The 21,517-nt window shown below is 50.6% G+C and carries 19 protein-coding genes, 1 pseudogene and 2 riboswitches; of the genes and pseudogenes, 3 read left to right on the top strand and 17 right to left on the bottom strand.

From position 1 onward, the window contains the following. Nucleotides 1–55 precede the first annotated feature (55 nt). A pseudogene (locus A0V43_RS20635) lies at nucleotides 56–202 on the bottom strand (IS4 family transposase); the annotation flags it as partial. Between A0V43_RS20635 and A0V43_RS17085 the strand changes: the two are divergent. Then, complete coding sequence (locus A0V43_RS17085; RefSeq protein ID WP_236930860.1) at nucleotides 195–800, top strand: YjdJ family protein; 606 nt, start codon at nucleotides 195–197, stop codon at nucleotides 798–800. The pseudogene A0V43_RS20635 and the gene A0V43_RS17085 overlap by 8 nt on opposite strands. Nucleotides 801–1,253: 453 nt before the next feature. Here the strand turns inward: A0V43_RS17085 and A0V43_RS17080 are convergent, their stop codons facing one another. From A0V43_RS17080 to A0V43_RS17050, 7 genes are all read right to left on the bottom strand, one after another. Beyond that, complete coding sequence (locus A0V43_RS17080) at nucleotides 1,254–2,579, bottom strand: ISLre2 family transposase (protein WP_236930859.1); 1,326 nt, start codon at nucleotides 2,577–2,579, stop codon at nucleotides 1,254–1,256. Between the two features lie 433 nt (nucleotides 2,580–3,012). Then, nucleotides 3,013–3,561 (bottom strand): GNAT family N-acetyltransferase, encoded by a 549-nt coding sequence (locus A0V43_RS17075; RefSeq protein ID WP_063193628.1) that lies wholly within the window; start codon nucleotides 3,559–3,561, stop codon nucleotides 3,013–3,015. 142 nt (nucleotides 3,562–3,703) lie between these two features. Then, nucleotides 3,704–5,029, bottom strand: coding sequence for an NCS2 family permease (locus A0V43_RS17070; RefSeq protein WP_063193627.1), 1,326 nt, complete (start codon nucleotides 5,027–5,029; stop codon nucleotides 3,704–3,706). A 93-nt stretch (nucleotides 5,030–5,122) separates the two neighbouring features. After that, nucleotides 5,123–5,224, bottom strand: a riboswitch (purine riboswitch). Between the two features lie 88 nt (nucleotides 5,225–5,312). Further along, nucleotides 5,313–6,845, bottom strand: a complete 1,533-nt coding sequence (gene guaA, locus A0V43_RS17065; protein WP_063193626.1) for a glutamine-hydrolyzing GMP synthase — start codon at nucleotides 6,843–6,845, stop codon at nucleotides 5,313–5,315. 63 nt (nucleotides 6,846–6,908) lie between these two features. After that, nucleotides 6,909–7,010, bottom strand: a riboswitch (purine riboswitch). Between the two features lie 40 nt (nucleotides 7,011–7,050). Continuing rightward, the gene (locus A0V43_RS17060; RefSeq protein ID WP_063193625.1) at nucleotides 7,051–9,216 is read right to left on the bottom strand and encodes a DUF4129 domain-containing transglutaminase family protein; all 2,166 of its coding nucleotides are present in this window, start codon (nucleotides 9,214–9,216) and stop codon (nucleotides 7,051–7,053) included. Next, nucleotides 9,101–10,387, bottom strand: coding sequence for a DUF58 domain-containing protein (locus A0V43_RS17055; RefSeq protein WP_236930858.1), 1,287 nt, complete (start codon nucleotides 10,385–10,387; stop codon nucleotides 9,101–9,103). Before A0V43_RS17055 ends, A0V43_RS17060 begins: the two co-directional genes overlap by 116 nt. Before the next feature lie 5 nt (nucleotides 10,388–10,392). Continuing rightward, nucleotides 10,393–11,349: an AAA family ATPase gene (locus A0V43_RS17050; protein WP_063193624.1), complete on the bottom strand. Its 957-nt coding sequence runs from the start codon at nucleotides 11,347–11,349 to the stop codon at nucleotides 10,393–10,395. A gap of 128 nt (nucleotides 11,350–11,477) precedes the next feature. Here A0V43_RS17050 and A0V43_RS17045 point away from each other — a divergent pair, with 128 nt between their 5' ends. Next, nucleotides 11,478–12,701 (top strand): Nramp family divalent metal transporter, encoded by a 1,224-nt coding sequence (locus A0V43_RS17045; protein ID WP_063193623.1) that lies wholly within the window; start codon nucleotides 11,478–11,480, stop codon nucleotides 12,699–12,701. A gap of 143 nt (nucleotides 12,702–12,844) precedes the next feature. Here A0V43_RS17045 and fumC read toward each other — a convergent pair whose 3' ends face one another. Then, nucleotides 12,845–14,215 carry a class II fumarate hydratase gene (fumC, locus tag A0V43_RS17040; protein ID WP_063193622.1) on the bottom strand — a complete coding sequence of 457 codons (1,371 nt, stop codon included), beginning with the start codon at nucleotides 14,213–14,215 and terminating at the stop codon, nucleotides 12,845–12,847. A gap of 113 nt (nucleotides 14,216–14,328) precedes the next feature. On the opposite strand from fumC, the gene A0V43_RS17035 reads away from it, so the two are divergent. Next, a complete protein-coding gene (locus A0V43_RS17035; protein ID WP_015373799.1) occupies nucleotides 14,329–14,748 on the top strand; it encodes a hypothetical protein in 420 nt (139 codons plus the stop codon). A gap of 680 nt (nucleotides 14,749–15,428) precedes the next feature. Here A0V43_RS17035 and A0V43_RS17030 read toward each other — a convergent pair. The 8 genes from A0V43_RS17030 to A0V43_RS16995 form a co-directional block, all read right to left on the bottom strand. Beyond that, nucleotides 15,429–16,067 (bottom strand): LysM peptidoglycan-binding domain-containing protein, encoded by a 639-nt coding sequence (locus tag A0V43_RS17030; protein ID WP_079936630.1) that lies wholly within the window; start codon nucleotides 16,065–16,067, stop codon nucleotides 15,429–15,431. Then, a complete protein-coding gene (locus A0V43_RS17025; protein ID WP_042381910.1) occupies nucleotides 16,064–16,474 on the bottom strand; it encodes a phage holin family protein in 411 nt (136 codons plus the stop codon). Before A0V43_RS17025 ends, A0V43_RS17030 begins: the two co-directional genes overlap by 4 nt. Before the next feature lie 231 nt (nucleotides 16,475–16,705). After that, nucleotides 16,706–16,990, bottom strand: a complete 285-nt coding sequence (locus tag A0V43_RS17020; RefSeq protein WP_050488670.1) for a hypothetical protein — start codon at nucleotides 16,988–16,990, stop codon at nucleotides 16,706–16,708. Nucleotides 16,991–17,004: 14 nt separating this feature from the next. Then, nucleotides 17,005–18,699, bottom strand: a complete 1,695-nt coding sequence (locus A0V43_RS20015) for a tail fiber protein (RefSeq protein WP_205729321.1) — start codon at nucleotides 18,697–18,699, stop codon at nucleotides 17,005–17,007. 5 nt (nucleotides 18,700–18,704) lie between these two features. Next, nucleotides 18,705–19,316: a YmfQ family protein gene (locus A0V43_RS17010; protein ID WP_042381912.1), complete on the bottom strand. Its 612-nt coding sequence runs from the start codon at nucleotides 19,314–19,316 to the stop codon at nucleotides 18,705–18,707. Between the two features lie 3 nt (nucleotides 19,317–19,319). After that, nucleotides 19,320–20,072 carry a hyaluronate lyase N-terminal domain-containing protein gene (locus A0V43_RS19910; RefSeq protein ID WP_164834630.1) on the bottom strand — a complete coding sequence of 251 codons (753 nt, stop codon included), beginning with the start codon at nucleotides 20,070–20,072 and terminating at the stop codon, nucleotides 19,320–19,322. A gap of 12 nt (nucleotides 20,073–20,084) precedes the next feature. Next, on the bottom strand, nucleotides 20,085–21,038 hold the full coding sequence (locus tag A0V43_RS17000; protein ID WP_236930857.1) for a DUF2793 domain-containing protein: 954 nt from the start codon (nucleotides 21,036–21,038) through the stop codon (nucleotides 20,085–20,087). Between the two features lie 64 nt (nucleotides 21,039–21,102). Beyond that, on the bottom strand, nucleotides 21,103–21,516 hold the full coding sequence (locus tag A0V43_RS16995) for a hypothetical protein (protein ID WP_063193620.1): 414 nt from the start codon (nucleotides 21,514–21,516) through the stop codon (nucleotides 21,103–21,105). Between the last annotated feature and the right edge of the window lies 1 nt (nucleotide 21,517).

Raw genomic sequence — 21,517 nt, 5'->3', positions numbered from 1 at the left:
ATATGCTTGACAAACAATGCAATTTCCTACAGGAGGATAGGCAAAACCATTAATGCGCAACCAATAAGAACAAATGAATCAACTTGCGCAACGCAAAGTTTCGGGCCAAATCACAATCCCTAACTGCTTCAGCCATCCGTTGAATTTCTTCATCCGAAACAAGTTTTTGCATCAAACTTGGAGGTGTGCTATGCTTGTTTATAGAGCACCGCCTGAGTTTGTTTGAATCGTTACTCATCTTCTACAGCAAAGGCACTCTTCTGTCTTTTGAATTTTATTGGATAATCAACAAGCCTAGCTTGATATACATTAAGGGAGGTATTGTTGTTTTGTGTATTATTATTCAATTTGGATTAGCCGCTATTTTACTTTTATTTTCTACTCTAGCTGCTTGGTATGAAGGCAGTGCAATATTAGATAATCCTTGGGAATGGAAGTATTCAACACCGTTTTCCCAAATGATGTATGGTCAAGTACATAGTAAAAGTCATATTTCGCAACTTGACTACTTTGTATACTCCGCTAAATTTCACCCCTTTTTTCCAATTATCATGGCAATAAGTAGTTTATACTTATTAATTCTTATTGGATACTATTTATTAAAACCACAGAATAAGAAATTTGCTTGTTTTCTATTCATTTTAGGAGGAGGCTTATTCCTGCTTGGTTGCTTTTTTATGGATTCTACCACAACAGGTGGAAAAATCTTTTTTTATATTTGGTTAGTGAGTGGCTCTTTGTGTACTGCAACAGCTATAACAACTTATTTCCAAGTATTAAATCGCAATCCCCGGCGCTAGATAAACTCAAACAATCATAAAATAGGGCTCTTCACCACAACATGTACTTGACAAGCAATACGGTTTCCTGCACAAAGATGTGCCAAAATCACGGATTTGTTGATTTTCCCTCACAAGCATAAATAGGGTATGTTCAGAAAAAATCAAGTACAACTTTTGGTGAAGAGCCTAAAATAGCCATTTCTGGTGAACCCTCTACTAGAATGGAAGTGTCACCTAACATTTGAAAGGAGAGGTCACCATGTAAGAGCACTTTCATTTTACTACAGATCGAGCGAAGATTCAAAAACAATATGCATCGAGAGTCAGTCAAGACTTTGTGGAGAACATTTTTTCGATTCACTACGAGCGTTGTCAATCACTAGTTAGCGAACCATTTTCAGGAATTCATATCGTAAGCGCTTTCGGACTCTCATCCCTCATCTTGAGGCGATGATACGATATTCCATTTTTTTACACCCAACCACCATCCCGGAGCGCCGACAACGCTTGATGGATCGGCGTCCCGGATGACTGTTGCAGACACGGTATATTCTGACGCACCACATCCGCCCACAACTGTCCGGCCTTCCGTTTGGCCTGTTCGATCCGCTTGGACTTTGTTAAGGCCGAGACGGTCGACTGGGGCTCTTGCTCCTCCCACCGTCCCTTTCTCCACCGGATCCCGTCGATTCGGGCTGCCATCGCCTTCAGAAACGCCCGAAGCCCTTGGTCTTTCCAGCTGCGGCGGGATTTCACCCGATGCGCAAACCGGCTCATCACACTCTCCGCATGGCCCATCGGACGCATGCCGGTCGTCTCCACCCCTTGCTCCGACAGCCACCCCCGATAGTCCCGGATGCATCCCGGCATCGACTCGATCCGGCGGATCATGGCAGCCAGCTGCTTCTCTTTCGCTTCGTCCTCCAACGTGCCGACCGCGCTGTTCAGCTCCACGAGAAGCCCTTCTTCGTCTTGTTTCGCCAGCTTCTTCCGCACCTCCCGCCAACGCGGATGGCCGGACAGACACTGACGCAGCTCCCGCGCCACATGAAATCGATCCAGCTGAAAGCACGCCCGCTTCCCAAAATACTCCTGGCAGGCCGTGATCCACGACGCCGCGTCGCCGTTGATGACCAATAGGTCTCGGCACGGATCATAGGCATATTCCTTCATCAGCCACTCCTCAAACCGTTCCCACACGTCCCCCGTCCCTTCATGGAGGTAGTGGCGCCGGTTCACCAGCTCAAGCTGCGACCCGTTTCGTCTCCATCCCTCGTGAACCGCCAGGATTTTCTCTTCTTTCGCCCGTTTCCCTTTCCCCTGGCGGGAAATAAACAGTCCATCGGCCTCCACAAACAACACCCGGCCGTGCCGTTTGGAAACAGGGTGATGCAGCGAGACAGGGGCCTCCAGCACCAGTTGGCGAATCGCCTCGTGGCTGAGGACCGCATACCCCACGATCGACTCCAGCGTGCGAGCCGCTTTGCGGTAGGAAGAGCACTCGACGGCCAACTCGACCGCCGTTTCCTCGAGGCAAGGGCTGATCGACTGCGCTCCATCAAAGCCCAGTTCGGCATCCAGCAAGAACGTATACGCCCCCGTTTGTCGATCATAGTAGTAGTTCCGTCGGAACGTCACTTCCCCAAACAGCGTTTGGATCGTAGTCGGCCGTTTGTCTTTCAGCTGATACCGGCGCTTGTCCCGCGCTTCCGCCAGTTGTTGATCGATCTCCTCCAAAAGGGCCGCCAACAAGACAGCGAACACCTTTTGAAGAGTTCTCAACAATTGATCATCCAAATCTTTCCATAAAGTCCATTATGTGGTAAGATGTTTCATGCCTGAATCCGTGATAAAGACGCGTTCAAACTGCCAAGACAACTTGATAAATCAACAAATATTGTGCTCAGGGTTCTTCACCTAATAGGTGAATATTCGGAATTGAGTTGATACTTTGGCGTGATTGGGTTTTCCAACATTTTTGATACACTTCTGTCACGGATTCAGGTCATGGACTCTCTCCCTCCTGTTTTCGGTTGATGTTGACAATCACCATCATAGCAGGGAGAGAGTCCTTTTTGCATGATCTTTGCTTGTTCTACCGCGCTTCGCTTGGTGGCCCCGACGAGCGTCGCGAACAAAAGTTCGCAACCCTCGTCGGGGATCATTTCGAAATGTCACCCACAAATATTTTACTCACACTTCAAGTTTTTTCTTTCGGCCCCAAACTCCCTTATTCACATTTCTTCCATTCTCTCGCTAGCATCCCGTACACAACATGGTCGACAAAACGATCGTAAAGCCACTCCGCGTCTCGAATCGTCCCTTCATTTGTAAATCCCAGCCGTTCTGGAATCGCTCTGCTCCGGTGATTTTCTGTTGCACAGCGGATTTCAACGCGATTCATCCCTTGCTCTGTAAACAAATAGTCGATGCACGCCTGGCATGCTTTCGTCATCAGCCCCATTCCTTGAAACGATTCGCCAAGCCAATAGCCAATGCTCGTTTTTCGATTCACTCGATCCATATAATGAATTCCAATGACACCGGCCAATTGGCCACGATGCCAAATTCCTGCCTCAAAACCATTGCCAGCAGCAAACTTCTGCAATCCTTGAAAGATAAACGTCTTCGAATCCGCTGCTGTTTGGGTTGAATCCACCCATGGGAGCCATTGACGCAAATGCGGGCGGCAGGAGTCAATCAACGCAAAAAGCGATTCCGCATCTTCCATTGTGAGCAACTTTAGCCATGAATGTTCCTCTAAGCGATGGATAAACATCGTTCATTCCCCTTTCATCATTTTTCTCATTATAGCATATCAACCTAAACACGCCAGTCGTCCGCCAATCCCTTCTTGGCAAATAAAAAAAGACTGTTCCCATGACGGCAAACCCGCCTTAGGAACAGTCCTCCGATCCTCTCTATTCCCGCAAAAAGACAAAGTAGCAGATAAAGACGACAAATAGCACATACAACAGCGGATGAACATCTTTGCCGCGGCCTTTCAACAGCATCGTGATCGGGTAGAAGATGAAGCCAACGGCAATCCCAGTGGCGATGCTGTAGGAAAGCGGCATCGTGATGAGCGTGAAGAACGCCGGTACAGCGACTTCGAACTTCTTCCAGTCAATTTCGCCGATCGACGAGGCCATCAACACCCCGACGATGATGAGCGCTGGCGCGGTGACCGGTGCGGTAATGACGCTTAACAGCGGCGAGAAGAACAACGCCAGCAAGAACAAAATCCCCGTCACAACGGCCGAAAACCCAGAGCGTCCTCCGGCGGCGACGCCGGCCGACGATTCGATGTACGATGTCGTCGTCGATGTGCCAAACACCGCCCCCACCATCACTGCTGTCGCATCGACAAGCAGCGCTTTGCCGGCGCGCGGCAGTTTGTTGTTTTTCAGCAGTCCGGCTTGGTTGGCGACAGCTAGAAGCGTCCCTGTCGCATCGAAAAAGTCGACAATAAAGAACGTTAAGACAACACCGAGCATTTTCCACGAGAAAATGTCCGGCAAATGCTTGATCGCTACACCGAAGGTTGGCGAAATATCCGGAATAGCGCCGACAATTTGATGCGGCACTTTGATCAAACCGAAAATCATGCCGACAATCGCGGTAATGACCATGCCGTAAAAGACGCCGCCGTTTACTTTTCTTACCATCAAAACAACAGTAATGAACAATCCAAAAATGGCCAACAGTGTATTGCCGTCTTTCAACGAACTTAATCCGACGAGCGTTGCTTTGTTATCGACAATAATTCCAGCGTTTTGCAGGCCGATGAACGTGATGAACAGCCCAATTCCGGCGCTGACTGCATATTTCAGTTCAACGGGAATGGCATCGATAATTTTTTCCCGAATGCCGGTGAGCGATAAAATTGTAAAAATGATGCCGGAAACAAACACCCCTGCCAGCGCTGTTTGCCACGGAATGCCCATATGCAAGACGACCGTAAAGGCGAAGAAAGCGTTCAGCCCCATCCCAGGCGCCAAGGCGATTGGATAGCGGGCCAACACTCCCATCAAAATCGATCCGTACGCCGCTGCCAAAGCCGTGGCGACAAACACGGCGCCTTGGTCAATGCGCAGTTCGTCAGGAAAATCTTTCACTGCCCCTAACGACAACGTAAATGGGTTGACGAACAAAATGTACGCCATCGACAAAAACGTTGTCAGCCCGGCGATAATCTCCGTTCGATAGTTCGTGCCGAGCTCATCAAACTGAAAATACTTTCTCACGTCTGTCCCCCCTATAAAGAATAAAAACGCTTCTGCTGCTACCAGAAGCGTTGACTAGGAGAGAATGGCGAACAGAGAGAGGACAAACAAGCGCTCTCCATCCACTTCCCTCGTAGTCAAGCTATTTACGGTAGCTTGGTAGAAACTCCCGAGCCATATTCCCGGGATTATACGACGGAATTCGACAATATTCATGATTCCACGGCTATTGTATCAGCCTGTCGGTTGCTTGTCAAGAAAAAAGACGAACATTTCTTTGGAAATGTCCGTCTTTTGTTCGTTTTTATTCCCACTCGATCGTTGCCGGAGGCTTGCTTGTAATATCGTAGACGACGCGGTTGACATGCGGCACCTCATTGACGATGCGCGTTGAAATCCGCTCGAGCACATCCCACGGGATGCGGGCCCAATCGGCGGTCATCCCGTCGATCGAGGTCACCGCGCGGATGGCGACCGTATAATCGTACGTGCGGGCATCCCCCATCACCCCAACGCTGCGAATGTCGGGAAGGACGGTAAAGTATTGCCAAATTTCGCGGTCCAACCCAGCTTTTTTCACTTCTTCGCGCAAAATGGCGTCTGATTCGCGAACGATTTCCAATTTTTCTTCCGTCACTTCTCCAAGAACACGGATGCCAAGCCCTGGCCCCGGGAACGGCTGCCGCCAGACGATTTCGTCTGGGATTCCTAGTTGCGTGCCGAGTGCACGCACTTCGTCTTTAAACAGCGTATTGAGCGGTTCGATCAGTTCGAATTTCATATCTTCCGGCAAACCGCCGACATTATGATGCGATTTGATCGTTTGCGCCGTCGCCGTGCCGCTTTCGATAATGTCGGTATAGAGCGTCCCTTGCACTAAAAATTCAATGCCTTCAAGCTTGGCCGCCTCATCGTCAAAGACGTAAATGAACTCGTTGCCGATGATTTTCCGCTTTTGTTCCGGGTCTGTGACCCCTTTTAGTTTCGACAAAAAGCGCTCTTTCGCATCGACTTTGATGACGTTCATCTGGAATTGCTCACGGAACGTCTTCATGACGCTTTCCGCTTCGCCTTTGCGAAGAAGACCGTGGTCAACAAAAATGCAAGTGAGCTGATCACCGATGGCGCGATGCACCAACACGGCCGCAACCGACGAATCGACTCCGCCGCTTAAGGCGCACAGCACTTTTTTTCCGCCCACTTGTTCACGGATGCGGCGCACCTGCTCATCAATAAAGTTTTCCATCGTCCAGTCGCCGCGGCAGCCGCACACGTCAAAGACAAACCGTTTCAACACATCATTTCCGTAAACGGAGTGGCGCACTTCAGGATGAAACTGCACTCCATACCACTTCCGCCGTTCATCGCTCATCGCGGCGATCGGGCAGGAAGGGCTTGTGGCATCGACGACAAAGCCGTCAGGCGGAGCGGTCACCAAATCGCCGTGGCTCATCCAGACGACTTGTTCATCCGGCAAACCGTGGAACAACAGGGAGTCGTTTTTTACTTGAATGAGCGCCTTCCCGTACTCGCGGTGCGACGCCTTTTCCACTTTGCCGCCTAAGTGGTGCGCCATGAGCTGCATCCCGTAGCAAATCCCTAAAATCGGCAGCCCCAGCTCAAAAATCGCTGGGTCGCATGTAAACGCTCGTTCATCATACACGCTGTTTGGACCGCCCGAGAAAATGATTCCTTTGGCGTTCAGCGCACGAATTTCCTCAGCACGGATCGTGTGCGGATGCAGTTCGCTGTAGACGCCAAACTCTCGAATGCGGCGGGTAATCAGCTGGTTATATTGACTGCCAAAGTCCAAGACGACGATCATTTCTTGATTCATGTTCTCCACCCCGTCCAAAAAATAACGCTGCCGTTGCCCCGAACATGGATGAAGGCAGAATGGCAGCGCATCTTCTGCCTTCATAGTCGGCCCGTTTACGGCGGCCCGGTAGAGACGCGCAAGCCATATTCTTGCGCTTATATGAAGGGCTTTCGTCTATCCGTATGCAAATTTGAGTTCATTCTATCAACTTGCCGACAGGCGGTCAAGAGATCGTCCTTTTTATTAAATTTTCCCACAATTGACGCGCCTCACGGATGTCGATCCGGCTGCTGTTTGCCCCGTAGACCGCTTGTTCATACGATTTGGTCAGCCGTTCCATTTCATCGGTTTCGAATAAACGATCCACTTGAATGGCGTACTGACGCAACGTTTCCTCTTCTTTTCGCTTCAGCCCGTAGTCGTGCAGCTGACGCAACAACGCCAAGTAAGCGGGAACAAGCCATTCCGGCCCGGCGCCTTGGCGGCGGCGAAACCGAAGGAGCGTAAGGCGCGGCCACCATTTTCGTCTTGTCGTATAGGCTGCGCCGCCAAAGATCGTCAACATCCCCAACACCGCCCATAACGCTTTCCAAGACCATATCTCCCCAAGCTGTTCCCACCAACGGCTATCCCCTTGTTCGGGGGAAGACGGTTTCATAAGTTGATCGAGCGGCACGCGCGGCTGTTCTTGCGGTTCCGGCTGCGAAGGCTGTGAGGGCTGCTCTTCGTTCGATTGCGAAAGGGAAAACGCATACGGATTGACAAATCCCCGCGTCGGCTCAAACGGCACCCAGCCGACGCCTTCAAAATACACCTCGACCCACGCATGAGCGTCATTGTTGCGAATTTCATAAAGGTTTTGCCCGTCTTGCTCGCTGACCAGCCTTCCGGACGTATAGCCTTTCACCCAGCGTGCGGGAATGCCGAGCGAACGCACGAGCACGACCATAGAGGTCGAAAAATTGTCGCAATACCCGCGTTTTGTTTCAAATAAAAATTGATCAACGTAATCTTCGTTCTCTTTTGGAACGGGGACATCCTTTGTTTCATACGTATATTGCCCAAGTTGAAAATACTGCTCAATGGCTCTCACTTTGTCATAAGCCGTCTGTTCTCCGGCGGCGATTTGCTTCGCCAAGTCGCGCACTCTTTGCGGAAGCGTCTCGGGCAGCTGCGTATATCGTTTCAACAGAAGAGGGTCTCGAACTGGGGGCGCGGCGCGCAACGCCGCAATCGGAAAGTCCGGCTCCCAATAGGTCAATGAATACTTGCCAACAGGGAACGCATTCGCCCTGTCATCGGTCGTATAAATTTTCTCTGTTGCCGCGTCCATACGGTAAACGACCGGTTCGGCTGCTTCCACCCGCCGCAAGCCGAGCGGATAAACGAGATGAAACCCTTGATCGCGCCGCTCGATCTCGGCCTTTTGCTCCACTGTCTCAATTTGATCGCTCCACCATTCATACTTGAGCTCTTCGCCGTTGGCAAACGAGCGGACTTGCTCGCTCGGAAACACTTCCCATCCCTTGCCGGTGTAAATATCTTTCGTCTCAATCCGCCAGTAATGAAGCCCTCGATCTTTCGCCGTAAAGACGACGGTATCATCCGCGATAAACGGCCCGCCGAGGCGGGAATCATTCTGTCCGTATCCCACTTTTGCCACGCCAGGAGAAGGCGAGTTGTCGTTCGTTTCTTCCGGCTGGGCATGATCGCTGCGGATAAACGCAACCGGATCCGGCCATTGGGGCGGCAGCTTTGGTCCCGCATACCCAGCCGCCAAAGCAGCAGCCGGAATGAATAGAGCGGCCGCCCGCCACGTTCCGATGCGAAAAGACGGCGCTTTTGCCTGCAGCCGCTCGCCATGCAGCCAAACGAAGGCGAAAAAGCCAAGCGCCACAAGGCGAACGATCGCGTCGTTCCCGCTATACGGAAAAAACGTATCAAGCACAGCGATATACCCAACTGTCAATGCGTATGGGACAAACCACCGTTTTTTCTGGACAATCAGCCAATGAAACAGAAACGAGATGGCCCATAGCAGCAGAAAAAAGGCAAAGGTGCGCACGGCATCGCTCGGCATGGACAAGCGTCCCCCCTGCAGCCAAGCCGCGCCATCCCGCCATAAGGCATACGGCAGCGAGGCGGCCGAATGGAACGAAAACAGCCAAGCGAGCGACCACCATATATATCCCGCTTTCCCCAAAGCGGACAGCCAGATCGGAAGGCGGAGCCAATACATCCCGAAGCAAAGGGCGACAAAGGCCGCAAACACTCTAATATGCGCTGTATCCGTCACGTCTTCCAACGGCCAAAGCCATTCCGTGAGCAGCCAAGCCGCTAGGACGTTGGGCAGCATAGCAGACAACATCCTTGTCCCTAACCGCCTCATCCGTCTTCTCCTCCTTGCCGGACAGTTTGCCATGATTGAGGGGGCATGTGGGATACGTGCACCCCGCATGGCGGAGTCCGTCCGCCCACCTCCGCTCGTCCTCTCCCCATTCACGGTTGACCACATACAACACTATGCAGCGTTTTGACGCCATCGCTCGCAGCTGCGCAGCCAACTCGGCGGATAACCTCGACGTCACGACCACGCAACCGGCCGCTGTTCTCCAGTTCCCCTCCTCCGCCAATTGAGACGCAAGCGGCGCTGATCCGTTCGCCTCCGCTTCCGCCAGACGGAGAAGGAGCGACGGCCACTGCTCCTCGCTTCGCCGCGGCGCTAAATAAGAACGGGCTTTTCCCGTCACGAGCAGGCCGACCGGAACCCCTTCATCGATCAACGCTTTCGCGATGGACGCCGCCAGCGTGACAAGCTCCTCAAACCATGGCGATGCGGCGCCGTCGAGCACTACGATCCAATCGTCATTACGCGGCTCATCGAACTCTTTTGTCATCAACGCTTGCCTTCGCGCTGACGCCTTCCAATGCACCCACGACATTTTGTCACCGGGCGCGTACTCGCGGGCGCCGGCCGCCACCGCCAGATCGCGGCGGTAAGCAAGCGGGCGGGCCTCTTTTCCATAGGCGAACCATTCACGCACCATTTCTGCCGGCCAAGGCCAATAGCGGGGATACACGATGATCGTGCACGGCGCCGAAAACGATTCTGCTTTGTTCACAAAGCCGAGGGCGTCAGAAGCCTCGAGGCGCACGATGTCCAACTGATGGCGGCCGCGCGGCAACGAGAGCGACCACGCACAAGAAAGGCGGCGTCGAAACGGCCACGCGGCCATCGCCCCTCCATGCCGCGGCTCCTGGCCCGAAACGGTGAGGGCAGCGGGCGGAATCGCCCAAGGCAGCTCCATGCGGACCGTCACCGGAATCGGTTCTCCTGCATGATAGCGCTTCGCCGGCACGGTTCGAATCACCGCAACGCGTCTGATCGGATACAAGGCGACGGCAAACGCATGCAGTCCAAACGGCAAAAAGCTGTAAAACAAAAACCAGCTGACAAATCCGCCTTGAAACATGGCATAGGAAAACAAGATGGCGGTCAACAGCAACAATCCAACAAGCGGGAGCCAACGCCTCCCCTTCTTCATTCGCTTCGCGTTCATCGCTTTTATCTCCGCCCTTGCACCGGCACCGGCGTACGGGAAACAAGCTGACTGACGACCATTTCAGCATCAAGCTTGTCCCATTTCGCTTCCGGGCGAATAAGCAGGCGATGAGCCAGCACATAGGGAGCAAGGTGCTGCACATCATCGGGGATGACAAAATCGCGGCCATGGATGAACGCGTACGCTTGCGCCGCCTTCATCAAAGCGGCGGCCCCGCGCGGGCTGACGCCCAAATAGACCGCTTCGTGCACACGGCTTTGCTGGATGAGATCGACGATATACCGCTTCACGGTGTCGCTCACATGCACGCCCATCACCTTTCGCTGCAGAGTGAGCAGTTCATCAAGCGGCATCACCGGCCCGATCTCCGAAAGCGGCGCCGCTTTTTCCAGCCGGTTTAACATTTCGATTTCCTCATCGGGAGACGGATAGCCCATGTGCAGTTTCACCAAAAATCGGTCAAGCTGGGCCTCGGGGAGCGGATACGTTCCTTCATATTCAATCGGATTTTGCGTCGCCATCACCAAAAACGGCTGCGGCAGCGCCCGGGTGACGCCGTCAACAGTCACGCTTCCTTCTTCCATCGCTTCCAGGAGCGCCGATTGCGTTTTCGGAGACGTCCGGTTGATCTCGTCCGCGAGCACGATGTGGGCGACAATCGGTCCGGGTTTATACTCAAATTGCTGTGTTTTCGGATTGTAGACGGAAACGCCGATCACATCGCTCGGCAGCAAATCCGGCGTAAACTGAATGCGCTTCAGCTCCACGTTGAACGATTTCGCCAGCGCACGCACCAACATCGTCTTGCCGACGCCGGGCACATCCTCGAGCAGCACATGGCCTTTGGCTAACAGCGCTGTTAAGCTGAGGATGATGACTTCTCGTTTTCCGACGATGACTTGCTCGATGTTGCGGACCACCTTTTCAAGGGAAGGAAGTAGCAGCTCGTGAATCGCCATAACATCAAACTCCTTTTATGGTAATCAATGGGCCTTTTAGGGGTAGACAATATCCAGTTTATACTATTACTATAATATCGAATATACGGAACTTTTGGAATCCATTTGCAACAAGGGGGAAGAGAAAAATGGGGAAATCGAAGTGGACGATGATCGGCCCGGGGCTGATCGTCGCAGCGACCGGAGTCGGGGCCGGGGATTTGGTGGCCGCCCTTGTCGCCGGAACGAACTACGGCCTTGTCTTTATGTGGGCGATCATCGTCGGTGCATTGTTCAAGTTTGTGTTGAATGAAGGGGTCGGCCGTTGGCATTTGCTCAGCGGCAAAACCATTTTCGAAGGCTGGCAGTCAATGGGGAAATGGGCCTCAATCTATTTTGGCGTGTACGCCATTATTTGGGGATTCGTATACGGCGCGGCCGGTACGTCATCGTGCGCCTTGGCGATGTCAGCGATGATCCCGTCCATTCCGCTTTGGGCGTGGGCCGTCATCCATGGGGTGGCTGGCTTTGCGATTACTTGGTCCGGCCGATTCCAATTGTTTGAGCGGGTCATGAATGTGCTCGTCGGGCTCATGTTCATTACCGTGGTCGGCTCGGCGCTTCTTGTCCTGCCGCAGCTCGATGATCTTTGGAAAACGGCCGTTCCCGATTTGCCGAAAGGGTCGCTTTTGTATGCTCTCGGGCTGATCGGCGGCGTCGGCGGCTCCATCACCATGGCGTCATACGGATATTGGCTGCAGGAAAACGGCTGGAAAGGGCGCGCCTACGTGTCGCCGATGCGCTATGATTCCGCTGTCGCTTATATTGTCACCGCCATCTTTACGTTGTCGCTTCTCGTGCTTGGGGCCGCCTTGTTGTACGGCACTGACACGACGATCAGCGGCGAGCAGGGACTCGTCTCGTTCGCTTCGATCATGGGCAACGAGCTTCATCCAGCCGCCCGTTGGCTCTTTTTGATCGGCTTTTGGTCGGCGTCATTTACGTCGGTCATCGGTGTGTGGAACGGCGTTTCGTATTTGTTCGCCGATTTTGTCCGCAACATGCGAAAAACGCCGGTTGGCGCCGAGTCGCTCAACCAGACAAAAGCGTTCCGATTCTACGTCTTTTGGCTCACCTTCCCGCCGATGCTCTTGCATTTCATCGGCAAACCGGTCGGGCTCATCATCGCCTACGGGGCGCTCGGCGCGCTGTTTATGCCGTTTTTGGCTGTCACGCTTCTTTACTTGCTCAATTCGAAAAAAGCGCTTCCGGATGAAGGGCGCAACCATTGGCTGTCGAACGCGCTGCTCGTTCTTTGTCTGGCGCTGTTTGCCGTACTGGCGGTCAATGAACTAGCGCGCTTGTTCGCCTAGCCTTTCCCGCTGCCAAGCAGATGAGGATGCAATCAAAAAAGGGGGCCCAAAACGATCGGGACCCCCTTCTCTAATGAGCCCAAACCGCAATGTTGTATTCGATGGAAGAGCAACTCCTCCTTTTCAACCCACTTCGTTTTTCTCTAAATCATCTTCTCCGGTCTCACCCATTCTTCGTACTGCTCCGCCGTCACATAGCCGGTTTTCAATGCCGCTTCCTTGAGCGTCAACCCTTCGCGATGGGCGAGCTTCGCGATTTCCGCCGCCCGGTCGTAGCCGATATGCGGGCTCAACGCCGTCACGAGCATGAGTGAGCGGTCCACGTATTCTTTCATTTTCGCTTCGTTCGCCTCCAGCCCTTGGGCGCACCGTTCATCAAACGAGCGGATCACATCGCCGAGCAGCTGCACGGACTGAATGGCGTTATAGGCGATGACCGGCTTGAACACATTTAATTGGAAGTTGCCTTGGCTCGCCGCAAAACCGATCGTAGCGTCATTGCCGAACACTTGCACGGCAACCATCGTCATCGCTTCGCTTTGCGTCGGATTCACTTTCCCCGGCATGATCGAGCTTCCGGGTTCATTGGCCGGGATGATGATTTCGCCAAGTCCGGAACGCGGCCCGCTCGCCAGCCAACGGATGTCGTTGGCGATTTTCATCAAATCAGCGGCGAGCGCCTTCAACGCCCCATGGACGTACACGATCTCATCATGGCTCGTTAACGCATGGAATTTATTCGCCGCCGAGCGGAATGGGTAGCCGGTTTGCGCCTTCAGCTGCTCAGCCACTTGTTCGCCAAATCCCGGCGGCGCATTGAGCCCTGTGCCGACCGCCGTGCCGCCGATCGCCAAATCAAGCAGCTTCTCACTCGCCTCCATAACCATCGTTTTGCTTTTCTCCAGCATCGTCCGCCAGCCGGAAATCTCCTGCCCAAATGTGAGCGGCGTCGCGTCTTGCAAGTGGGTGCGCCCGATTTTGATCGTCTTCTCATATTGGCGTTCTTTCGCAGCGAACGTTTCGATCAAGCCATCAAGCGCCGGCAGAAGGTGCGTTTGGATTTTCGTGTAGAGCGCGATATGCATCACCGTCGGGAATGTGTCGTTGGAACTTTGCGACATATTCACATCATCGTTCGGATGGATGCGCCCCTCACCGTCCGCGAGCAGCTCGTTCGCTCTCCTCGCCACGACTTCATTGACGTTCATATTCGTCTGCGTCCCGCTTCCCGTCTGCCAGACGACGAGCGGAAAATGGTCATCCCATTGGCCCGCCAAAATTTCCTCGCACGCGGCCACAATCGCCCGCTGCTTCGCTTCGCTCAGTTTCCCGGCTCGATGGTTGACGATGGCCGCCGCTTTTTTCAACTCGGCATAGGCGTAAATGAGTTCAAGCGGCATTGTTTCTTTGCCGATGCGGAAGTTTTGCCGGCTCCGCTCCGTCTGCGCCCCCCAGTATTTATCGGCCGGCACCCGCACCTCACCGAGCGAGTCGCGTTCAATCCGCACGTTCATTCCATTCTCCTCCTTTGGATATCGCCTTTCCATTTCTAATTTTACCCAAAATCACAATCGACAATGAAACAAATGAGCAGGCAAAACGTCTAACTGAGAAAGGGGGAAACGACATGAAAAATAGATGGCTATGGCTCCTCATCGCTGTATGGCTGTCCGGTTGCCAATCGGGCGACATCCAACCGCCTGACTTACGATTGGCCGTCGACGGAGAGACAATCGACCACCGCCTCGGAACATATACATGGTCAACAGGCGGCCGCGGAGTCGTGGCCGACGCTGCCGCCCCGCCGCTGCTCGTGAAAAACATGAATCCCCATCCGGTTGCCCCTGGGGCAAAATTACACCTCCAATTTGACGACCGCCCGTTGACGATCGAAGCGGGTGTATGGAACGGCGGAGATGCCGACTGGCGCCCGGTGCAAAACGGAATCATTACTCTTCCGGAAAAGAAAGGGGCATACATTTATGCCATTCACGCCTCTTGGAAAAAAGGGGATGCGATTTATGCGTTTTTCATTGAGGTGCGATAACTAGCACAGCGGAGGAAAAGGTGCAATAGAATAGCGATATGAGGGAGAAACAACAGCTGCCCTTCACCCGATCAGCGGCTGTAAGAACACCTGGCTGAGGCATATATAGTCAAAAAGAAAAAGAACACCGGGAAACTCCCCCGGTGCTCCAAGGCTTTTGCGGCGAGATTACATCATGCCGCCCATCGCTTATCAATGGACATCAAAGTTTCTTTAAGTCTGTTAAATGTTGAATTATAGGGATTTTTAGAGACTGGTAAGGTTTAAATATCCAATAAAAAATATAATTTTTGATTAAATTCGTGGTCACAATGTGGTCACGTGGTCAAAAAAAGGCGGATCACTCCGCCTTCTTTTTTTATGATGGACAAAAAAGAGCCTACTCAAAGTGAGTAGGTTTACTTAGTGAACTACCCACCACCTACGCTTCGCTTAGAGGTGGGGGCTTCAAGCGACTTGTGTGTGTTCGCTGAACGGTAAGCCACACACAAGAACCCTTTACGCTTCCCTTCGTTCCGAAGGTGTCCGTTCTAGCCATATTCTATCATATTCGTTGGCTAACGCCAACCGAAATTCATCTCCCACTTTCACTGGTGCTGGCGCACCTTCACGTTTAGAAGTAGGAGACTTCTTTCGGAGGGAAGATAAAAACAAAAAATCCCCTGCCGAGTGGCAAGGGATTACTTTATGCGCAATTTTTGTCCAACACGGATTACATTTGCGTTTTTAATGTTGTTCAATTTTTGTAGTGTTGCAACCGTTGTATTGTGTTTCGCTGCAATTTGTGACAACGTATCGCCTTTTTTCACAGTGTACATCTGTACTTTTGGCTTTGATTGCACTCCGGCTACTGCACTGGTTGCTTTTTCTTGTTGAGGTGGCCGCTTTCCTGAGCGTAAGTCAGCAAAAGAAAGGCCGAACGTGTATTGAAAATGAGGATAATCCTTGAAATCCTTCCAATCGCCTCCCCATTCGAGTCCGAGTGACTTCCCGATCGCGCCAACACGCTTCCACTGCTCATCAACCTTCCAGTTCACGCTGCCGTCATCGTTCAGTACAGCGAAGTCAAAGGCAAGACCGTAATTGTGGTAAGAATAGCCGCCCTTCGCGTTGGTGACGATTTTCCCCGGTTTCGTCCGGCCTTGTGCGTACAACTCGTTCTGTTCCTCGACAGTCCGCAAGCCTTGCGTGATGATGATATTGATACCTTCTCGATATGCCTTTTCGATGAGTTGGCGCGCTTTCGCCGCGACAACGGGATGAACACCTTTCAGTTTCTTTTCTGCACGCTCCAACAATTCCTTGAGTCCGATAGTCATTGTTTTTCCTCCTTATCTTCGGATAATTGCTCCAAGGTTTTTAAAATAAACGGCGGCACTTTAATTCCGAGCTTTCCTAAATTCTCCACAATTGAAACGCCTTCGGTACCGATCAGAAACATCAACATCGCGTCGCGCAGAAAGCCATCCTTGTTACCCACGATGATGTCCAATTGATTCGCTACAATAACAAAGGTGATCATCCCCACTTTCTTCCCTAAACCTCTAAATGCACGATTGGAGCTTACTTTTTGGGCTTTGGCGCCTACCAGAAGACCTGTCACATAATCACAAACCATAAAAATAGCCAAGGCGGCCACAAGGTTGTCGAGGCCGCCCAAAAGATATGCCAATGTGATGGAGGTACCACCTGTAATGGCTGTCCATAGAGTATCCGTATTTTTCATTTTTTCTCCTCTCTTTCTCTAAAAAGGCATAAAAAATACGCCTTCATCGGCGTTTATTTATGTCGCAGCACCGTCCTACTGTGTTATTACACTGCTTTTGGCGTTGCTAGGATAGTATTGGCTTCCTCTTGCGTAATAAATCCTTTATTGACCGCGTTTTGAATGTTTGTTTCTGTAATACGATTCATTATCCATAGATTAAGAAGAAATTGATACATTGCTTAAACCTCCTTACAATCCTAATGCTTGCAATAATGCTTTTTCAAGGGCAGATACACGATTCTCAAGGCTAGGCTGTGGTGGTTTATTCAGTGAGTTTTTTACATTGTTATACGTTGTTTCATCAATGACGGTAATGTCCGGGTGTTCGATTGGTTCACCATCATATTTAAAATAAGCTACATTTTCATTATCAGGATAAATTTGTGATCCTGCTATAATTTTTGTTAGATCCAATCCTTTATAATCGGCGACTCCTTGCGTATTAATAAGATTAGATATTTTAATATATTTCATCGTTTAACACTCCTTTAATATCTTAAAAATTGTTCCATTTGCGTAAATATAGTTTGCAACGCCGCTTGAATAGAAGATACACCAGTCATGTAGGTTCTATACTGTACGGAGCCATCATTTTTAATGGAAGCAATGTAAAATGAACTTGAACTATTTATATAAAGTATCGCTACTCTTGGGCTTATCCAGAGTGTCTGGTTAAGTGTAGTATTCTCAGCTATAGATATCAAAATATTTCCATACATATCAAATATTCTGTATTGAGAACTATTGCTGTCGTCACAGAAGCCCTCTTTTGAAACCTGATTCACTCTTGAATAAAGTGAACTATTTGAAGGGCTCATTTGTAACAGATTACCGTTGTAATCATATTTTTTAATTCGGAAGTTCATTGAATCATGGATGTAAATGCAATCATCGTAAATATCTCGCAATGAGTGGTTCGCATCTAGTGTGACAACAACTTTGCTCGTTAGTAAAGTTCCTGCGGCATTGTAGGTTTCGTAAACTATGTTATTTCCATTTTTCATAACTTTATAATATCCGCCATCAGGCAGTAATTTATATCTAACTGAATAGTTACTATATTTGTTTGATAACCAAGGCGCTTGCGTATTATCGTTTTGGTTTGAATATGTTATTAGAGGTGATAGCGTTCCAGTAATTCCAAAAATACTAACTCCATTTTTAATGTTTGCTGGGATTAAATTTGCATCACCCTTAACTTTCCCACTTCCATTGTGATATCCCGCTGGAATGACTTGATCAGTCGTGGTTGGGGTAATCGTCATTGCTTCCCTGTTCGGCATTGTTCCTACTTGTTCGCCACTGTCGTTTGTGAAAGTTTTTCCACTCAAGACATCTCCGGGTTGAGCGTTACCAGACCCCCCTTCACCCTGTAAGATAAAATTTATACCGTTGTAACGGAGTGTATAAATACTCCCTGCTTTTAAATTCCCTGCGGATACATCGTTTCCGTTTGGCTTCTTAATAGCTTTAGCGCCAAGGTTATTAATATTGATTGTTGAAGGTCCTGTATTATCAACATTGATTTTTACTGAAACAGCCATGCCTTCAACATATGAGGTTGGCGCTGGATTTAAGGTAACTGAATAAGCATTCGCTGATCCGGTAGCAACTCCGTAACCGGGATGCTTCACATAATCAGCCGAATGCGCAACAACTGCATCATTCACCTGTTTCACCGCATTCGCCGTCGCCGCCTGTGTCGTCGATGTACTTGATACAGTATCGTTCAATTGAACAATCCCCGGCGCGTTTGTACTAGCGGTCGGCAATTGAGATGTCGGCACTTTCGTGCTTCCGTCTAGCGATGCAACACCATTAGCCGCTCCTTTTTGGCTGGCCGGGATCGCGTCTGTGATTCCGTACCCAGACAGCGTTGTCGGTTTACTTGTGATCTCCGCAAATGCATGTGTGTGCCCTGTCGGACTTGCTCCAACGTCACTAGCTGTAAGAGAAACTGCTCCTGTTTTTCCGTTGACACTCGTTACTGTATTCCGTTGTGCGCCCGGCTCGATGCCGTCTAGTTTAACTTTGTCTGCCGCAGACATTCGCCCTGCTTCTGATGCCGTAGCTAGCTTAGTCACTTCCACGTCCAAAATGTCAAAGTTTTGGTTCAAGTCATCAATGTTGACGACATCTGTGCCTTCAGGTTTCTTTAAACCTAAGTTCCCTGTGAGTTTCATCCCCTTCACGCTCCCTCATATACCTTGAGCTCGTTCCATGTCTTGCTTGTGGCTTGATTCCATGTGAGATTTTTAACCGCATTCCACACCGTGTATGTGTATTTGAAGCTGTACGCCAAATGCGCAGGCTTAATTTGTTCTAGCATTTCAATGAATCCTGACATATTTGGCGGAATGCCTTTTACACCGATAAATTTCACCTCAAACCGATACTCGGATGGATATTCGATGACATCGACTTCTCCGCCACTGAATGCAGCCGCGGCGTTCTGAATCATCTGCTTTGTCGTGGTTCCGGCGCCACGAAGTTTCGCCTTGATTCGTTCCCTTCGCCACTCCGTCGGTTTGGTCGGATCCACTGCCAACCCAAGTTCTGATTCCCAAAGAGACAGGCCCCATGTAGCTGTTGTGGCAGAAAATTGGTTGGGAAGATTATCGATCTCTGACCAGAGCTTTCCAAGCTCTTCTCCTTCTGCGTTCATTATCTCTTCAAACTCCCGAATACCTCGATAGTAATTAGGAAGATATTGAAACAAATCAACCGATGTGGCTGGTGATGAATGTTCTTGCTGATCTGTGCCAAAGAGAGTCGCGCCGTATAACGTTTGACCGTACATCCATCACACCCCTTTCAGTTGATTCCAAGTGATCGGGCCTTTGGGCATAAAATCCGTTGCGTGCTTTCCGTCCAGCAAATCCGCGTCAAGTCCGCTTCCAGCACCGTCATTGTTTTCTCCCCATATCTTCCGCCACGCACCGAACATATCCGTAACATCCCTTGCTGAACGGACGTATAAATAGGCCTCCCCTCCATCATTTCCCGGCCACGATTGCAAAAGTTGGACGCATGATGCTTCGCTTGTCCCTTTATAAGAGAAGATCGTTCCATAAGGGACAGGATAGCCGTTGTTGTAGACGATACCGGCAACGAACCCATTAGGCCAAGCTGATGGTGGTGAGGACGACGGGATGGAGATTTTTGCTATCAAAGATGGAACGGTTAATGGACCCGTCATCGAATCCCCAGTTTTATTTACAGCACCAATGTCAGAAGGAGATAACGGATCGGAACCTCCCTGCGCATGCGTTGACTTATGACTGCTGGGAGTAAATGTACTCGGCTTCCCTGTCACTCCTGTCCACGGCACGCTATCCGCCGTTTCTGCCGCGTCTACCTTCCCGTCGTAATCTGTATCATAGATGCTTTTCAACATGTCACCGACAGACTGAGCTGCCACAAGAAGCTGATTTCCGTTCGGTGTACCGATATACAACTTGTTTGTGTCTGTACAAAAACCTAGTTCACCGACATCCAGTACAGGAAGTTGGGCTTCTGTTCCTCTCCTTATCTTAATCAATACTTGTCTTGGCATTATTCACCACTCCTAGAACGTTCCACCGTCAATGACAGCCACCATAAGCCGGTTTCCGTTCGCTGAATCATAGACGATGCTACTGCCATCAATGTTTACCGCAACACCATTCGTGTCAACCGTAATACCTCTGTATGCCTTTACTTCCACGGTATCAGCTAAAACGTTAATTCCGTTCCCAGCTCCAACATGTAACGTAACGGTATCCGCTTGACCGCCGCCGGTGAGTCCGTTTCCGGCCGTAATGGTTTGTAGCGCGCCACCCGTACGCACCCATGCTGTACCGTTCCAGCTATAAATCTTTTGTTCATCATCGACATAGCATGTCCAGCCTGTTTGTGGGGTGTACAGATCCCATGCCGACCCATTCCATTCTGCAATTTTGTTGGTTTGACCCGACCATGCGCCGGTTGCGCCGGATGGGATGATGTATCGATCACCGACTGCCGGCGTAGTTGGCGGTGTAGTAGTGATGCGGTTTTTGACGCTGGCTTGCGGTTCGATATTGCGTTTTGCGAGTTCAATCTCGTTTCGGATTTTTTGCGCGCTCCACAGGTCTGTTGGTCCTGTGCCCGCATCGTTGATTTGACGGTGGATAGCAGCATTGTCGATATGGTCTCGGATTTGCGCTGCGGTGGCCGTTTTGGTGCCGTCTGACACTTTATTGACGCTTCCGCCTGTTACGTCTGCTTTTTTGATTTTTGCATAGTTCGTACCGTCCGCAATATCGTCAATGGTTCCGTTTAAATCCGTCAGGTTCTTTGTACTGATTCGTTGCCATGCCGTACCCAAGTCCAAATATAGATATCCGTCATCTGTCGCATAATAAAACCTTCCCTGCACTGACGCGTTAGGACGATTTGCCAACGTTCCGGACATTACACGTCCGACTAAAGTATTTATCGTACCGTCTCCAATATACACTTCTTTTGTGTCCGTACAAAATCCCATTTCCCCTTGTTGCAACGGACCGTATGCATCCAGTTGCGCCTTAGTTCCCCTTTTAATCCGTATGGTTTGGGGCATATTATCATCCCTCCCTCAAGAAAGTTCCTCCATCAATCATTCCATCGGTTTTGTATCGCTCTAATTCCGTTTGTGTGGCCGTGATTGCCTCCTGAAGCATATTCACATCATCAGCCTCAACCGTATCGCCTGGCGTTTCGTAAGATATATAGAGCTTTGGGGCGTTTGAAAATATCTTAATCATCGTTCGCCATGGCCGTTCAGACGGAACAGACAAAACAAACTGATCCGTACGACTCCCTGTCATTTTGGCTCCTGTATATACGCGGACGGTGTCTTTTACCACGTTGTCATGCTTCAATTCGCCTTCGTAGACGCCATTGATCGGGATGACTTCTTCCTCAATAACATACCGATTGCCGTCCAGTTTTTTATTTAACTTCGTTGAAAACCGATCAATCTGTTCAGGATACGCCAAC

The organism is Geobacillus sp. JS12, from assembly GCF_001592395.1.
In the GTDB taxonomy this organism is placed as follows: Bacteria; Bacillota; Bacilli; order Bacillales; family Anoxybacillaceae; genus Geobacillus; species Geobacillus zalihae.
The sequence above is the reverse complement of the archived record's forward strand: the minus strand, read 5'-3'. Positions and strand labels throughout refer to the sequence as shown.

Bases quoted from the DNA above. Each gene is read 5' to 3' on its own strand.
- A0V43_RS20015 (WP_205729321.1), bottom strand. From the start codon at position 18,699: ATGAAACTCACAGGGAACTTAGGTTTAAAGAAACCTGAAGGCACAGAT.
- guaA (WP_063193626.1), bottom strand. From the start codon at position 6,845: ATGAATCAAGAAATGATCGTCGTCTTGGACTTTGGCAGTCAATATAAC.
- A0V43_RS17045 (WP_063193623.1), top strand. From the start codon at position 11,478: ATGGGGAAATCGAAGTGGACGATGATCGGCCCGGGGCTGATCGTCGCA.
- A0V43_RS17030 (WP_079936630.1), bottom strand. From the start codon at position 16,067: ATGACTATCGGACTCAAGGAATTGTTGGAGCGTGCAGAAAAGAAACTG.
- fumC (WP_063193622.1), bottom strand. From the start codon at position 14,215: ATGAACGTGCGGATTGAACGCGACTCGCTCGGTGAGGTGCGGGTGCCG.
- A0V43_RS17075 (WP_063193628.1), bottom strand. From the start codon at position 3,561: ATGTTTATCCATCGCTTAGAGGAACATTCATGGCTAAAGTTGCTCACA.
- A0V43_RS17050 (WP_063193624.1), bottom strand. From the start codon at position 11,349: ATGGCGATTCACGAGCTGCTACTTCCTTCCCTTGAAAAGGTGGTCCGC.
- A0V43_RS17055 (WP_236930858.1), bottom strand. From the start codon at position 10,387: ATGAACGCGAAGCGAATGAAGAAGGGGAGGCGTTGGCTCCCGCTTGTT.
- A0V43_RS17060 (WP_063193625.1), bottom strand. From the start codon at position 9,216: ATGAGGCGGTTAGGGACAAGGATGTTGTCTGCTATGCTGCCCAACGTC.
- A0V43_RS17010 (WP_042381912.1), bottom strand. From the start codon at position 19,316: ATGTACGGTCAAACGTTATACGGCGCGACTCTCTTTGGCACAGATCAG.
- A0V43_RS17025 (WP_042381910.1), bottom strand. From the start codon at position 16,474: ATGAAAAATACGGATACTCTATGGACAGCCATTACAGGTGGTACCTCC.
- A0V43_RS19910 (WP_164834630.1), bottom strand. From the start codon at position 20,072: ATGCCAAGACAAGTATTGATTAAGATAAGGAGAGGAACAGAAGCCCAA.
- A0V43_RS17020 (WP_050488670.1), bottom strand. From the start codon at position 16,990: ATGAAATATATTAAAATATCTAATCTTATTAATACGCAAGGAGTCGCC.
- A0V43_RS17035 (WP_015373799.1), top strand. From the start codon at position 14,329: ATGAAAAATAGATGGCTATGGCTCCTCATCGCTGTATGGCTGTCCGGT.